This window comes from Muricoccus roseus, assembly GCF_900141905.1.
In the GTDB taxonomy this organism is placed as follows: Bacteria; Pseudomonadota; Alphaproteobacteria; order Acetobacterales; family Acetobacteraceae; genus Roseomonas; species Roseomonas rosea.
The window spans coordinates 20934-35871 of record NZ_FQZF01000004.1 but is presented as its reverse complement, the minus strand read 5'-3'; the positions used below and the strand labels follow the sequence as shown (position 1 = coordinate 35871).

Here is a 14938-nt window from a genome sequence, read left to right as displayed (position 1 = left end):
GAGGACGGATCGTGACGCAACGCCGCAGCCTGTTGCCGCTCCTCGCCACGCCCTTCGTCGCCGGCCTGGCGCGGCCCGCCTCGGGCCAGCCGGCCTGGCCCAGCCGCCCCGTGCGCGTGGTGGTGCCCTTCCCGCCCGGTGGCAGCAACGATGCCGTCGCGCGCCCCCTCGCCGAGGAATTGCAGCGCGCCCTCGGCCAGCCCTTCATCGTGGAAAACAAGGGCGGCGCCGGCAGCACGCTGGGCACGGCGGAGGTCGCGCGCGCGCCGGCCGACGGCCACACGCTGCTCGTCACCTCCTCCACCTTCGCCACCAGCGCGGCGGTGCAGAGCACGCCCTATGATGCCGGGCGCGACCTCGCCATGGTTGGCCTCCTTGCCACCGCGCCCCTCGTGATGCTCTCCGGCCCGGATTTCCCGCCCGGCACCATGGCGGAGGCCATCGCCTATATCCGCGCCCGTCCGGGCAAGGTGGATTACGGATCGGCCGGCATGGGCAGCATCGGCCATATGGGCGGCGCGCTCTTCGCCCTGAAGGCGGGGCTGGACATGCAGCACGTGCCCTATCGCGGCACCGGCCCCGTGCTGAACGACATGATCGCGAATGTCATCCAGCTCACCTTCACCACCGCCACTGCCGCCGCCGGGCTGATCAGCGGCGGCCGGGTGAAGCTGCTGGGCTGGACCTCCGAGGATCGTCCCGCTGCCGGCCCCGCGGCCCCCACGCCGCGCGAAAGCGGCCTGCCGGATTACGAGGCCGGGATCTGGTGGGGCCTGATCGGCCGCCGCGACATTCCCGAACCCATCCGCGCCCGGATCAACGCCGCCGTGAACACCACCCTGTCCGGCGGAAGGCTGGCCACGAACCTGGCGAATGAGGGCGCGACGGCCCGCCCCTCCTCGCTCGAGGCCGGGGAGGGGTTCCTGCGGCAGGACCTGGCCCGCTGGCGCGAGGTGGCGCAGGCCGCGAACATCCGCCTGGAATGACGGGGCGCGGCGCCTCCCTTCAGTCCGCGGCCGAGGAGGGCGCCGAGGCCCCTCCCCGCCCACCGCGCAACCGCCCCAGCAGGGCCTGCACCGGCGGTGCAAGCGTGCCGACGAGCGGGATCAGCGCGGCCCCGACCAGCAGCCCGAAGATGCCGGAGGCCGCGGCCGTCACCAGCCATTCCGCCATGCCCGCGGCGGCCGGTGCCGCATGGCCCACCGCCTCCGCTGTCCGGTGCACCGCATGGCCCACCATGCCCAGGTGGAACGCCTCCAGCCCGTGGATGATGATGCTGCCGCCCACCCAGACCATGGCGGCCGTGCCCACGATGCTCAGCACGCGCAGGAAGACCGGCATGCCCAGCACCAGGCCGCGCCCCAGGCCCTGGGTGAGCGGCCGCAGCAGCCGGTCCGCCGCGCCGGGCTCCCTGGCCCGCCCCCCCAGGCCGGAGACCGGCCGGTCGTTCCGCGCCAGGGCCACGCCCACGTCATCCGCCTTCACGATCAGCGCCACCCCGCCATAGACGAGGGCCGTCAGCGCCAGCCCCACCACAGCCAGCACCGCCACCTGCGTCAGCAGGGAGGAATCGGGCACCGTGCCGAGCGTGATGGCCATGATCTCGGCCGAGAGGATGAAGTCCGTATGGATCGCGGAGCGGACCTTCTGGTCCTCCAGGCGCTTCGGATCGAGCCCCGCAGCCCCCGTCGCCACTTCATGGGCCTCGGCCCGGTGCGGCAGGATGGCGTGGTAGACCTTCTCGCTCCCCTCGTAGCAGAGATAGGCGCCGCCCAGCATGAGCAGGGGCGTGATGAGCCAGGGTGCGACGGCGCTCAGCAGCAGCGCCGCGGGCAGCAGGTAGAGCAGCTTGTTCTTCACCGAGCCGAGCGCGATCCGCCCGACGATCGGCAGCTCGCGGGCGGCCGAGAAGCCGGTGAGGTAGCGCGGCGTCACCGCCGCGTCGTCGATCACCACCCCCGCCGCCTTGGCGCCGGACCGGGTGGCCTGGGCGGCCACGTCGTCCAGGGATGCGGCGGCGACCTTGGCCAGCCCCGCCACGTCGTCGAGCAATGCGATGAGGCCTGTGCTCATGGGGACTCCTGCCGAACAAGGCCCTATAACCGGCCGCCGCGCCGGGCGTTTCGGTCCATGGTTCAGGCCCCCTCCGCAAAGCGGTCTCGCCCGCCCCTCAGCCGCTCGCGCGCCGCATCGATGATCGGGGCGGCGAAGCGGATGCCGCCGGCCGCGCTGAGCTCCTCCGCCTCCTCCAGCAGGCCCGCCGCCTCGGCCTCCCGCCCCGGCGGCAGGATCCCGGCCAGCAGCGCCAGCCCATAGGGACGCAGCAGCCCCGCCCCCATGGCGGCATAGTCGCGCAGGCCCTGGCGCAGCAGCGTCTCGCCCTCCGCCGCGTCGCCCATGCGGGCGCGCGCCCATCCCTCCAGCATCGCGCCCCAGGCCGACCAGTATGGAAACTCCGGGGCGGCCGCGACGGCCTGCAGCTCGCGCGCGGCGGAGAGGCAGGCCGCGGGATGCCCGGCGAACTGCGCCAGCGCGCAGCGGAAGGCGAGTGCGAAGCAGAGGCTATGCGCATGGCCCATCGCCCGCGCGGCCGCCACCCCCTCGGCATCCGCCGCGAAGGCGCCGTCGGCATCCCCCTGGAACCAGCGCGCCCAGCCCAGATGCGCCCGCGCCAGCACGGCCGGGTCGGAGCCGTAGTCGAAGCGTTGCGGCTCGTCCCGCGCCGGGTCGTACAGCGCCAGCACCCGCTCCAGATGCACCTGCGCCTCCGCATGGCGCCCGAGATAGAGAAGGCCGAGCCCGAAGGGCCGGTGCGCCTGCAGCAGCACCGCGGCATCCCGCTCCCCCGCCATCAGCGCCATGATCCGCTCGCCGATCGCATGGCCCTCGAGCACCGCGCCGCGGACGAGGTGAAAGGTCTGCAAGCCCCGCAGCGTGCGCAGCAGCAGGGACCGGTCGTCCAGCCGCAGCGCCGCCGCATGGGCGGTGGCGAAGGCCTGGCCCACCTCCGGCACGGCATTGCCCCGCGTGATCGTCAGCTGGGATGCCAGCCCGATCTGCAGCGGCGCCTCCATCGTGTCGCGCTGGGTGGCATCATCCAGCTTCGGCAATTCCGCGATGGCGGCGCGGAAATGCCCGGCGGCCTCGGCATGGGCGCCGGCGCGCATGGCTCGCCCGGCCGCCTTCTCATAGGCCACGATGGCCTCCCGGGCCGCGCCGCCCGCCGCCAGATGCCGCGCCAGCATCTCGGGGCGGGCCGAGACCATCTCCCCGAACCGCTCCGGCAGCAGGCGCGCCAGGGCCAGGTGCAGGCTCGCCCGCCGGCTTCGCAGCAGCGTCTCATAGGCCATGTCGCGCATCAGCTCGTGCCGGAAGGCATAGCCCGTGGGGGCCTCCGCCGGCCCCTCCGGCTCCATCAGCCCGGCCTCCACCAGCCGCCGCAGCGGCCGGCGCGGGGAGGGTAGCCCCACCGTCTCGGCGAGGGCCGTGATGAGATCCCCCCGGAAGGACCGGCCGATCACCGCGGCAAGCTGCGCCACCGGCTTGGCCTCCGGCATCGCGTCCAGCCGCGCGGTCAGCCCCGCGCGGAGGCTCAGGGGCAGCGTGGCGTCGGATTGCGCGTCCCGCGCCGCCTCCACCAGGAAGATCGGCACCCCGCCCGCGCGGCTGATGATCCGGTCCAGCAGGCCGGGATCGGCTCCTTCCGGCGCGGCGGCGGCGGCGAGATGCCTCGCCTGCTCCTCGCCCAGCCTGGCCAGGCGCAGGGTGAGAGGCGCGGGCCCGGGCAGGTTGGCTCCCTCGGTCCGCCGGGTCAGCAGCAGCAGCATCGGCGTCTCGGGGGCCGCGCAGGCATCGGCCAGGCTCCGCAGGACGGCCAGCGTGCTCTCATCCGCCCAGTGGATGTCCTCGGCGATGAAGAGCGGGGTGGGCCCGGCCGCCCCGGCCCGCAGCGCCGCCAGCAGCGCGGCCAGGTTCCGCCGCCGCCGGCGACGCCCCGCCGCCTCCATCTCCGCCGCCTCCTCCGGGGTCGCGCAGTCCATCAGCACGGCCAGCGGCGCCGCGTGCTCGCCGCCTTCCAGGCCACGGCCCGCCATCCATGCCCGCAGCGCCTCCCGTGCCGCCGCCGGCGGGGTGGCCGGGTCCGTCCCCGCGGCGCGGGCCAGCCAGGCGAGCAGCGGGCGGAAGGCGCTGGCCTCCTCCCCCGCGCTGCAGGCGACCAGCACCGCCCCGGGGCCCGCCTCGCCCAACCGCAGCCGGAACTCCTCGATCAGCCGGCTCTTTCCATGCCCCGGCTCGGCCTCGATCATCACCGCCGTGCCCGCGCCCTCCTGGGCATCGCGCCAGGCGGCGAAGAGGCTTCGCAGCTCGTCCTCGCGCCCCACCATCGGCAGCACGGGCGGGACCAGCCCGGGCGGCAGCTCCGCCTCCAGGCGATGCGCGAGCACGGGCCGGGGCAGCCCCGCCAGCGTCACTTCCCCCTGCGGCGCGTAGCGGAAGCGCCGCGGGGCCAGCCGGCGCGTGGCCTCGCTGACCCAGACCTCGCCCGGGCCGGCCGCATGCTGCAGCCGGGCGGCGATAGTGGTGGCCTCGCCGACCATGGCCCCGGGTTCCGCCGCCGCCCCATGGCCCAGCGTGGCCACGACGACGATTCCGCTGTGCACCGCCACGCGCACCCGCAGCGCGGGTTCCAGCCGTTCCCGAAGCCGCCCCACGGCGGAGACCAGGTCCAGCCCCGCCCGCAGGGCCCGCTCCGCATCGTCCTCACGCGCCAGGGGGAAGCCGAAGCGGGCCAGCAGCCCGTCGCCCTGGTGCTGCGCCAGGCTTCCGCCATGCCGGGCCACGACGGCCGCCGCCGCCTCCCGATAGGCCAGCAGCAGGCGGCGGAGATCCTCGGGGTCCAGCCGCGCCGCCAGGGCGCTCGATCCCACGAGGTCCGCGAAGAGGACCGTGACGGGCCGCCGCTCCCCCGCCTCGGCCGTCACGCCCCCCGCCGGCTCGCGCAGCCGGACCCCGCACCCGCCGCAGAACCGCATGCCCGGAGGGTTGGCGAAGCCGCAGGCCTGGCACGGCTCGATGGGCGGAAAGCGGTTCAGGGCCGGGCCTCCAGGACGGGGCGGAGCAGAGCCGGAGCCCGGCGGCAGTGCCCTTCAGAGGCCGCCGGGAGGTGACGAAAGTTGCTGCGGGGCAACATTAGGCCCTGCTAGCCTCCGGGGACCAGGGGGAGGGGTGAACGCTGTTCGAAACGGACACCGCGGGCCCTGGTGCGGCCCGCTTCGGCGTCGATCCGGTCCTCCGCGCGGCCGCCTTCGCCCTGGCCATGAATCCCGGACAGTCGGAATTCGGGGTGCTCGCCCGCATCCCGGAGGGCGGCACCATCCGCCCGCGCCCCGGGATCCGCTTCGGCCATGCGGTGCGGGAGGCGGACGGCACGGTCCTGCCACCGGACGGCAGTGCCCCGCGGGCGGAGGGCCCGCTCTATGTCTCCCTCCGCATCGATCTTGCCCCCGGTCCGCCGGAGGAGATGATGCGCGGCCTCCTCACCACGCTGGGGGATCTCGCGGAACAGGGCTGGGCCATGCAGGTGCAGCAGCTGGCGGGCAGCCCTTTCTCCACGACCCTGGCCGCCCTCCACGCGGAGCCCGCCGCCCTGCCCCACTTGCCGGGCGGCCCCGCCGATGGCGCCGGGGTACTGGTCGGCGTGGTGGATTTCGGCTGCGCCTTCGCCCACCCCGCCTTCCGCCACGGGCCGGATGGGCTGGGCGGCACGCGGCTGCGCCTCCTCTGGGACCAGAACGGTCCCACCCAGCCCGGCGCGGCCCTGCCCGGCCGCTTTCTGGACCCGGCCGAGCTGGACGGGTTCCTCGCCCGGCCGGATCCCTATGCGGCGGCGGCCTACCTCCCCTGGGAGAACGGCTACCGGCTGCAGGACCCGGCGACGCGCGGGGATCCGGCGGCGGAGCTGGAATTCCGCACGGCCGTCCACGGCACGCATGTGCTCTCCCTGGCCGGCGGCCGGCGCCCGGCCCAGGGGCCCTGGGCCGTTCCCACCCCGCCCGGCGTCGCCCCAGGGGCCGCCCTCGCCTTCGTGCATCTCCGCCCGCGCGCCCTCGTCTCGGAAGGCGACGCGACGGATGTCTTCGACGGCGTCTGCGCCCTGTTCCACCTGGCCGCGCGGGAGGGAATGCCCGCCGTGGTCAATCTCAGCATCGGGGCCAACACCGGCGCGCATGACGGCCAGGGGCTGATGGACCGCGCCTTCGATGCGCTGCTCGCCACTCCCGGCCGCGCCATCACGGTCGCGTCCGGCAACATGCGGGAAGCCGGGCTGCACCGGGCGGGGGAGGTGACGCCGGAGAAGCCGGCCACCCTCACCTGGCGCTTCGCCGCCGGGGACCGCACCGCCAACATGCTCCGCATCTACACCCCGATGCAGGAGGGCATGCCGGCGCTCGACCTCTCCCTCGGCCGCCCGGGCGAGGCGCCGGACTCCCTGCTCGAGCCCGGGCGCCTCCGCGACGACCCCGCCATCGTGCTGCGGGACCGGGAGGACGCGATGATCGGAACCGCCGTCTCGACCACCCGCCCGCCCCATACCGAGGCCCCCCTCCAGCATTTCGAGATCCGCCTCATGCCGTCCGGGGCCGAGGAGAGCTGGCAGGTCACCCTGCGGCTGGCGCCCGACGCCGTGCCCGCGCCCCGCCCCTTCCAGGCCTGGATCGAACGCGACGACCGGCGCCCCGACAGCTCCTCCTGGTTCGAGCCGCGGCTTCCCCCGCCGGGGGAGACGCTTGACGGGGCCGGCTGCTCCCTGGGCTCCCTGGCCTGCGCCGAGCGCCCGGTTTGCGTTGCCGCCTATGCCCTTCCGGGTCAGGCTCCCGCGCAGTTCAGCTCCATGGGCCCGACCGGCAGCGGGACGGAGAAACCCGACCTCGCCGCCCCCGGCGTGAATGTCCCCGGCGCCTCGGGCCTGGGCGGGCTGCGCGACGGCGACGGCATGACGCATCGCGCCAGCGTCCCCATGACAGGCACCAGCATGGCGGCACCGCAGGTGGCCGGCATCGTCGCGCTCATGCTCCAGGCCCGGCCGCACCTGCCCGCCGAACGCATCCGCGCCATCCTGCGCGAAACCACGCGGGAGGCACGGGCGGGCGCGGCATGGACCCCCGAACTCGGCGCGGGCCGCGTGGACGCGGCCGCGGCCCTCGCCCGCACGCTGGAGGAACCCGCATGAGCCTCGTCGGCGGCTCCCCGCCCCTGCACCGGCCGATGAAGGTGACGATCGGCTACACCCAGTCCTGCAACCTCGACTGCCGGGTCTGCTACGCCGACTGCACGCGCACCCCCTCCGCGCGCGAGCTGCCCGCCGCGACATGGACCGGCCTGCTCGACGAGTTCTTCGAGGCCGGTGTGATCTCCGTGATGATCGAGGGAGGCGAGCCGCTGCACCGGCCGGATGTGCTGGAGGTCATCGCCCATGCCGCCCCGCGCGCCATGACGCGGCTGCGCACCAACGCCACCCTGGTGGACGACGCCATGGCCGCGCGGCTGAAGTCCATCGGCCTCGGCGATGCGATGGTCGATCTCCTCGGCGCCACCGCTGCGACGCATGACGGGCTGACGGGTGTGCCAGGAAGCCAGGCGCGCAGCCTGGCCGGAATCCGCGCCCTCCGCCGGGCCGGGCTTCCCGTGACGGTGCTCGTCATCATGAACCGCGAGAACCGCCGGGAGCTGCAGGCCCTGCTGGAGCTTGCCCATGCGGAGGGCGTGGAGGCCGTGGGCGTGCTGCGCCCCTATCCGCTCGGCCGCATGCGGCGGGACTGGGCCACGCTCTCCCTCTCGCTGGAGGAGATGATGACGGCCATCGCGGCGCTTCGCCCGCCGCAGGGGCTGCGCCTCATGCAGTCCTGGCACCCGAACGACGCGAATTGCTGCTGGCAGATGGCGGCGGTGAATGCCTATGGCCGCTCCATCGGCTGCATGTACCTGCGCGAATATGTGGACTACGGCGACGTCACCACCACGCCCTTCCTGGAAACCTGGGAGCATCCGCTCTACCGCCGCCTGCGCGCGGGGCAGGTGGAGGCGAGCTGCGCCGGATGCGCCTCCACCCAGCACACGCATGGCGGCTGCCGCTCCACCGCCTATGCCTTCCACGGGCGCTGGGACGCGCCGGACCCATTCGATGCGGGGCTGAACGACGGCACCGACCTTCGTGTCCTGCCCGCGCGGGAGGCCCTGCCCGATGCGCCATAGCCGCGCGCCCGGCCTGCGGCTGCGTCCCGTGCCCGAACTCGGCGCCTGCCTGGCCTACACGCCCGCCGCACCGCGGTTGCACCAGCTCAACGCCACCGCCTGGCTGATCCTCGAGCTCGTGGACGGGCGGGACGATACCGCGCTGGAGGCAGCCTTCTTCGAGCGCACGACGCCTGCCCTGAACGCGGAGACCGCGCGCCAGACCCTGGAGGCCGGCCTGGCCGATCTCCGCGCCGGCGGCCTGCTGCAACGCATCCCCTTCCCGGAGTGTCTCCCATGAGCGACGCAGCCGATCCAGCCCGTGCCGCCGAGGCCCTTCTTCGCGCCCAGGGCCATGTGCCCCCGGCCAGCGTGGCGCCGCTCGTCTCCGTGGTGCGGAGCGGCGAGCAGTTCCTCCTCGTGCCACCGGCCTCCAGCAGCGGGACAGGCGGCGGAACGGCGCCCGGCACGGGGGCGGCGAACACGCGCCGCATCCTCCTCGAATGGGGCTATGAGGTGCCGCGCGAGCAGTACGGCGCGTTCCAGACCTTCATCAGCGACAGCAACGCCACGCTCCTCGCATGCCCGGCCGGCATCGCCTATCTCGGCACCTACACCGTCTTCCAGCAGAGCGAGCGCAGCCTTGGCAGCTTCCGCACGATCTGGGGCTTCGAGCGCCTCTCGCTCATGGAGGAGATGACGCTGCGCGTGGCCGACCCGAAGGACGACTGGGGCAAGGCCGTGAAGCAGCTGATGGCCTTCCGTGACCCGAGCTACGCGGCGGGCCGGAGCCAGGTGATCCTGCAGCTCGCCGCGGCGACGCTGATGGCGTGATCCCTCATCCGCGGGAAGCGGCGGCGTAGCCCTCCTCCACCTCCGCCTCCAACGCCTCGGGCCGCAGCAGCAGCACGCCGCCGCGCGTGGAATCGGCCAGCCCCTCGCGCTGCATCGCGCTCAGCGTGCGGGACACCACCTCGCGCCGCGTGCCGATGCGCGATGCGAGCTCGTGATGCGGACGCGGCGGGGAGACGATGCGCCCGCCCCCTTCCCTCGGGCGGGAGAGGCGCAGCAGCAGCGCCGCCAACCGCGCGCGCACCGGCAGCACGGCCAGCTCCAGCAGCCGCGCATCCTTCTCCCGCACCAGCCCCGCCAGCATGCGCATGAGGTGATGCGATGCCTCGGGGGTGGAGAGGGCGAAGGCCATGAAGGGTGCCGCCGCGATGGAGCAGACCCGCGCGCGGGTCAGCGCCACGATGCTCACCGATCGCGGCCCACCATCGATGGCCGCGATCTCGCCGAACACGCCGCCGGGACGCAGCTCGTTCAGGATCATCTCATGCCCGCCGCTGCTGCGCGCGACCACGCGCAGCTCTCCCTCCGCGATGAAGCACACGTCCTGGGCCACATCGCCGGCTTCCAGCACCGTCTGCCCGGCCGTGAATCCGCGCCACCGCGCCACCGCGACCAGCGGCTCCAGCGCATCTTTACCGAAGCTCCGGAAGAAGGGCAGGCGAAGGAGATCGTCCATCACACAGGGCTCATCCGGCCAGATTGGCGCCGCGGCACGCCGCCGTAAATGCACGGACGCCCCGTTCGCCCTGGCGTAGCGGCGGCCATCCCGGAACCTCGCCGCGGAGGAGTCCTCCGCGCGGCAGCAGGCGGACATCTTGCGCGGATCCATCCGGCGCCTCCGGAAAGGGGAAGGGCCGGAGTCTCCTCACGCCGCCCTCCGCGCGGTGTGACGAAGCGCACAGCGCCCGGAACGGCGGCGCGGCCAGTCTCCCCGCCTCCGACCGGAGGAGTGATCCCATGTTCGCGCCGACTGCCCTCGCTGTCCTTCTGCTGGCCCCCGCGGCCGCCGCGGCCTGCTGCCAGGGAGGATTGCAGATCGAGCTGACGGGCTGGCCCGGCCTCGGCGCGCTGCACATCGCCCGCCCCGACCTCCCGCACGCTCCGCCCCTCGTCGTCATCCTGCCGGACCGCCTAGGGCGCGACCGCCGCGCGGATGTCTATGTCGAGCGCCTGAACGCCGAGGGGATGGCCACACTGGAATTCGACCCCGGCGACGAGGACGAGGCGGAGCCTGATCCCGGCCGCCTCGCGGAGGCCCTCGCGGCGGTGGTGACGGAATCGCGGCTCGACGCGCGGCGCATGGCCTTCCTCGGCTTCGGCCGGGGCGGCCGGCAGGCTCTCGCGCTGGCCCAGGGACGGCCCGCGGCGGCCCTCTATCCCGGCTGCCCGCCATCCTCCGCCATCACCGCATTCCCTGCCCTCATCCTCTCGCCCGGCCTCCCCTGCGCGGCCGGAGCCCCGGGACTCGCCGAGCATGCCTATCCCGGCGCTACCCATGCCTGGGATTATGCCGACGGGGCCTGGCCAGAGAGCCACCAGAGCCTGCCGGCGCCCGAGGGCGGGATGCGCCTTCCCTCGCGCAGCGACCCGCAGGTGACGGAGAACGCGGTCGGGCGGGTCGCAGCTTTCCTCCGCGCGGCGCTACGGCCGGTGCCGGCGGAGCTGCGCCGATGACGCGCGTCGCAGGCCAGAGGTCCCTGAGGCGCCCGCCCCTGGCATTCCGCGGCTGGGCTGTGGTGGCGGGCTCCTTCACGGTGCAGGCCATCAGCTTCGGCGCCATCTACTCCTTCCCCGCCTTCGCCGTGCCGGTGCGGGAGAGCTTCGGCGCCTCCCATGCCTCGGTCACCCTGCTCTACGCCATCAGCGGCGCCATGGCCTTCGCCGTCGGTGCGATCAGCGGCCCAATCTCGGACCGCTTCGGGGCCCGCTGGCCTGTCTCCATCGGAATGGCCACCATCGCGCTCGGCTTCCTCCTCGCGGCACGGGCAGAGAGCTTCGCGGAGGTGCTGCTCTGCTACGGGCTGATGGTGGGGACAGGTGCCGGCCTGGCCTATGTGCCGGCGCTGGCCGTGGTGCAGCGCTGGTTCGTCGCCTGGCGCGGCCTGGCCTCGGGCATCGCGACGGCCGGGGTGGGGGTCGGCACCGCGCTCGTCCCCCTTTCCGCGACCCTTCTCTCCGCCTGCGGAAGCTGGCGCGCGGCCTTTCCCGTGGCGGGCCTCGCCATCGCCATCCTCGGCCTGCTGGCGGCGCAGCTCCTGGCCCCCTCTCCCGAACGCTGCGGCCTGCGCCCCGATGGCCTGGATAGCCCGGCCCGGGAGCCGGTGCCCTCCAGTCTGGAGGGGGTGAGCATCGGCCGCGCCATGGCCGGCCGGCGCTTCCCCTGGCTGATGGCCGGCTGCCTTCTCGTCTCCGCGCCGATCGCCCTGCCCTTTGCCGAGATCGTCAACACCGCACGCGCCCGCGGCCTCGACGCGGCGGAGGCGCTCTGGCTCCTCGGCCTCATCGGCCTCGGCTCCATCATCGGCCGCCTGGCCCTCGGCGCCGTGGCCGACCAGCACGGGCGGGGGCAGACCCTGCTCGCCTGCTGCCTGGGGGTGGCGGCCAGCATGGCTTGGTGGGCCCAGGCCAGCAGCGCCCTCGGCTTCGCCGCCTTCGCCCTCGCCTTCGGCATATTCCAGGGCGGCTTCGTCGCCCTGCTGCCCAGCGTGGTGGTGGATCTGTATGGCCGCCGCTGCGCGGGCGGGGTGATCGGCGCCCTCTTCGCCGGGCGTGCCCTGGCGGTGCTCCTCGCCCCGCCCGGCATGGCCGCCCTGGCCGGCATCACCGGTCCCGATGCCCCGCTTCTCCTCTCCGGCGGCCTCGCCCTGCTCGGCACGGCCGCCCTGGCCCTCGCGTTGCGGGCGTGCCCGGCCGCGGCGCCCCTGGGCGGCCGCTATTCCTCGCCCCGGCCCTGAAGCGCCAGGGCCCCGCGAGGGCATGCAAGGAACCGGATGGGCCGAGCCCGCGTTTGCCGCCTGCCCACAGCATGCACCGGGGAGAGAGATGACGGCGAAGAGGAAGGGCCTCGAATGGCTCGCGCGCCTCGGCTACGCGGCACGTGGCCTTGTCAGCCTCCTGGTCGGCCTCATCGCCCTCCTCGCCGCGACCAGCGGCGGCGGCGAGGTGGCCGGCTCCAAGGGCGCGCTGCAGGCCATACCCTCCCAGCCCTGGGGCGGCGCCCTGCTGCTGGTGGTCGCCCTCGGGCTGTTCGGTTTCGCACTCTGGAGGGCCATCCAGTCCCTCACGGATGCGGACGGACTCGGCACGGGGTGGCGCGGCCTCGGCCCACGGATCGGTCAGCTTGTCTCTGCGATCATCTATGTCGGCCTTGGCCTTTTCGCCCTCGACCTTCTCCTTGGCTCGGCCCCGCGCGGCGGCGAGGAACAGGCGGCGAGGGACTGGACCCGCTGGCTCCTCGCCCAGCCCTTCGGCCGCTGGCTGGTGGCCGGCGCGGGAATCGCGGTGCTCGGCGCCGGCCTCGGCATGGCGGCGAAGGCCTGGACCGCATCCTTCCGGCGCCATCTCGTCTGCGGGCCTGGCACAGCGGGCTGGGTGGTGCCGCTGGGCCGCGCCGGCTATGCGGCGCGGGCGGTGGTCTTCGTCATCATCAGCGCCTTTCTCGTCATCGCGGCCGTGCAGGCGGATCCGAGCGAGGCGCGCGGCCTGGGCGGCGCCCTGCTCGCCCTGCAGGAACAGCCCTTCGGGCGCGTCGCCTTCGGGCTGGTGGCGCTCGGCCTCGCGGCCTTCGGCGCCTTCCAGTTCGCCGAGGCCCGCTACCGGCGGATCGCCACCTGAGCGGCTTGCAGGGCCTCAGCTCTTCAGCCGCGCGTCCTCCACGCCTTCCAGCGTCGGTGTGCCGCGCGGCGCGGCGGGTTCGTCCGGCCGGGCCGGCGGAAGGGCTGCGGGCAAACCCGCAGCCCCGGGGCGCCCTTCGGGCGGGTTGGCGCTAGAAGAGGGCCGAGGGCGCGACGGTGGAACCCGTGCCGCCCTGGATCTTCAGCGGCTGCACGGCGAAGGCGAACTCGTATTGCCGCCGCTGCGCCAGCACATCCAGCTTCATGTTCTCCAGCAGGTGAACGCCGTGCACGGCCAGGGCCAGCTGATGCACCGGCAGGCTTGCATCGGGCATGGTCTTGGAGGGCGCGCATTCCACCGGCCAGTTGTCCGAGCCCATCAGCATCGGGTTCTGGCGGATGATCCATTCCGCGGCCGCCACGCCCAGCCCGGGGCAGGAGGCGACGTAGCGTGCGTTGTCGCGGGCCCAGAGCAGCCCCCAGCCCGTGTGGATGAGGACGGCATCCCCCTCCTCGATCCGCGTGTTCTGCCGGGCCAGCGCCTGCTCCAGATCCGCCGGGGTGATCTCATAGGTGTCGGGCAGGGTCGCCACGCCCTTCAGCGCCGCGACATCGATCAGCACGCCGCGCGTGAAGATCGTGCCCACGCGGTCCACGCCCATCTCGGTGAAGCCGTTGCGGCTGGAGATGCGCGGGATGTTGACGCAGTTGTAGCCCTCATCCCCAATGGTCTGGTGTGGGAAGGCGTCGAGCTGCGTGCCCACCTGCGCGATCTCCGCCACCACCAGCTCCTCGTTGGAACCGCGGCGGTTCGGCTCGGGGTTCATGAAGGTGCGCTTGAGATGCACGTCGAAGCGGCGCGTGCCGAAGAAGGGCATGGTCTGGGCCAGGGTCTGCCCGCATTCCACGATCTCGCCCGTGCGGATGAGTTGCGCGGCGCGCTTGGCGCGTTCGGGCGTCATCAGGTTCATGGAGCCGCGGCGGTCGGCCGCGCCCCAGCGCGAGGGGCAGCGATCGGCCGCGGCCGGCGGCGACCAGCGCTGCGCCTCCTGGGCCTGCACGGCGGAGGCGAACAGCCCGTGCATCCCGGCACAGGCGAGGCAGGCCGTGCCGAACAGGGTCTTGCGGCGCGATAAGATGGTCATCTGGCATTCCTCCCGGCGCGCTCTCCGGCCATGATGCATGGCTTCGGGCGGCCAGGGCCCAGCATGACGGGAGGAATGGGCGCGGGCCTACACCATCCCGCCCTGCCGGGGCGTTGAATTGACCCTTGCGCGATCAAAACCGCTTGCGCATTCCGCCGCGCGGCATGAGGGATGGGAGTGAGACACCTTGGGACAGCTGCGCATCTGGGGTCGGTCCAATTCGGTCAATGTGCAGAAGGTGCTGTGGGGCTGCGACGAGCTGGGCCTGCCCTTCGAACGCCTCGATGCCGGCATGCAGTTCGGCGTGGTGGACTCCCCCGAATACCGCGCGTTGAATCCGAACGGGCGGGTGCCGACCCTGGTGGACGGGGACGTGGTGCTGTGGGAATCGAACAGCATCCTCCGCTACCTCGCGCTGCGGGAGATCGAGCGGACCCCGGATTCCGAAGCCCGCCTTCTCTACCCCACCGGCGCCGCGGACCGCGCGCGGGTGGAACGCTGGATGGACTGGACGCTTTCCACCATGCAGCCGGCCGAGCGCCCGCTCTTCTGGGGCCTGGTGCGCACACCGCCGGCGGAGCAGGACTGGGCCGCCATCAACGCCGCCGCCAAGGCGACCGGCGCGGCCTGGGCCGTGGTGGATGCGCATCTCGCCGGGGGCCAGGGCTATCTGGAGGGGACGGACTTCACCCTCGCCGACATCGTGCTCGGCTCCTATGTCCGCCGCTGGTTCGCCATGCCGGTGGAGGGCCGCCCGGAACTGCCTGCCCTGCGCCTCTGGCATGACCGCCTGGCCGGGCGCCCGGCCTTCCAGCGCCATCTCGGCATGCCTCTCTCCTGAGACGCCACGCCCCGGCCACCACCCCGGTGTCATCA

13 protein-coding genes are annotated in these 14938 nt (G+C 73.8%); 9 read left to right on the top strand and 4 right to left on the bottom strand.

What is annotated here, in order from left to right; all coding sequences use genetic code 11:
* The first annotated feature begins 11 nt into the window (after positions 1-11).
* Positions 12-986 carry a Bug family tripartite tricarboxylate transporter substrate binding protein gene (locus tag BUB97_RS03900; RefSeq protein WP_175562554.1) on the top strand — a complete coding sequence of 325 codons (975 nt, stop codon included), beginning with the start codon at positions 12-14 and terminating at the stop codon, positions 984-986.
* 19 nt (positions 987-1005) lie between these two features.
* Here BUB97_RS03900 and BUB97_RS03895 read toward each other — a convergent pair whose 3' ends face one another.
* Both BUB97_RS03895 and BUB97_RS03890 read right to left on the bottom strand, forming a co-directional pair.
* Entirely contained in the window at positions 1006-2073 is a 1068-nt protein-coding gene (locus BUB97_RS03895; protein WP_073131700.1) for a DUF808 domain-containing protein, read from the bottom strand.
* Positions 2074-2135: 62 nt separating this feature from the next.
* On the bottom strand, positions 2136-4982 hold the full coding sequence (locus tag BUB97_RS03890; RefSeq protein ID WP_175562553.1) for an adenylate/guanylate cyclase domain-containing protein: 2847 nt from the start codon (positions 4980-4982) through the stop codon (positions 2136-2138).
* A 362-nt stretch (positions 4983-5344) separates the two neighbouring features.
* On the opposite strand from BUB97_RS03890, the gene BUB97_RS03885 reads away from it, so the two are divergent.
* From BUB97_RS03885 to BUB97_RS03870, 4 genes are read left to right on the top strand one after another with little or no spacing between them, the layout of a single operon-like run.
* On the top strand, positions 5345-7231 hold the full coding sequence (locus tag BUB97_RS03885) for a S8 family serine peptidase (RefSeq protein WP_073131696.1): 1887 nt from the start codon (positions 5345-5347) through the stop codon (positions 7229-7231).
* A complete protein-coding gene (locus BUB97_RS03880; protein ID WP_073131694.1) occupies positions 7228-8253 on the top strand; it encodes a radical SAM protein in 1026 nt (341 codons plus the stop codon). The genes BUB97_RS03885 and BUB97_RS03880 overlap by 4 nt, the downstream gene beginning before the upstream one ends.
* Positions 8243-8533, top strand: coding sequence for a PqqD family protein (locus BUB97_RS03875; RefSeq protein WP_073131692.1), 291 nt, complete (start codon positions 8243-8245; stop codon positions 8531-8533). Before BUB97_RS03880 ends, BUB97_RS03875 begins: the two co-directional genes overlap by 11 nt.
* Positions 8530-9066, top strand: coding sequence for a hypothetical protein (locus BUB97_RS03870; protein WP_073131690.1), 537 nt, complete (start codon positions 8530-8532; stop codon positions 9064-9066). The genes BUB97_RS03875 and BUB97_RS03870 overlap by 4 nt, the downstream gene beginning before the upstream one ends.
* 4 nt (positions 9067-9070) lie before the next feature.
* Here the strand turns inward: BUB97_RS03870 and BUB97_RS03865 are convergent, their stop codons facing one another.
* On the bottom strand, positions 9071-9760 hold the full coding sequence (locus BUB97_RS03865) for a Crp/Fnr family transcriptional regulator (RefSeq protein WP_073132184.1): 690 nt from the start codon (positions 9758-9760) through the stop codon (positions 9071-9073).
* A 281-nt stretch (positions 9761-10041) separates the two neighbouring features.
* Here BUB97_RS03865 and BUB97_RS27180 point away from each other — a divergent pair, with 281 nt between their 5' ends.
* The 3 genes from BUB97_RS27180 (at position 10042) to BUB97_RS03850 (ending at position 12918) form a co-directional block, all read left to right on the top strand.
* Positions 10042-10758, top strand: coding sequence for a dienelactone hydrolase family protein (locus BUB97_RS27180; protein WP_073131688.1), 717 nt, complete (start codon positions 10042-10044; stop codon positions 10756-10758).
* Positions 10755-12038, top strand: a complete 1284-nt coding sequence (locus BUB97_RS03855) for an MFS transporter (protein WP_073131685.1) — start codon at positions 10755-10757, stop codon at positions 12036-12038. Before BUB97_RS27180 ends, BUB97_RS03855 begins: the two co-directional genes overlap by 4 nt.
* 88 nt (positions 12039-12126) lie before the next feature.
* The gene (locus BUB97_RS03850; protein WP_073131683.1) at positions 12127-12918 is read left to right on the top strand and encodes a DUF1206 domain-containing protein; all 792 of its coding nucleotides are present in this window, start codon (positions 12127-12129) and stop codon (positions 12916-12918) included.
* A 151-nt stretch (positions 12919-13069) separates the two neighbouring features.
* On the opposite strand, the gene BUB97_RS03845 is transcribed toward BUB97_RS03850, so the two are convergent.
* Positions 13070-14062: a cyclase family protein gene (locus BUB97_RS03845; RefSeq protein WP_073131681.1), complete on the bottom strand. Its 993-nt coding sequence runs from the start codon at positions 14060-14062 to the stop codon at positions 13070-13072.
* Between the two features lie 187 nt (positions 14063-14249).
* On the opposite strand from BUB97_RS03845, the gene BUB97_RS03840 reads away from it, so the two are divergent.
* On the top strand, positions 14250-14903 hold the full coding sequence (locus BUB97_RS03840) for a glutathione S-transferase family protein (RefSeq protein WP_073131679.1): 654 nt from the start codon (positions 14250-14252) through the stop codon (positions 14901-14903).
* Positions 14904-14938 lie beyond the last annotated feature (35 nt).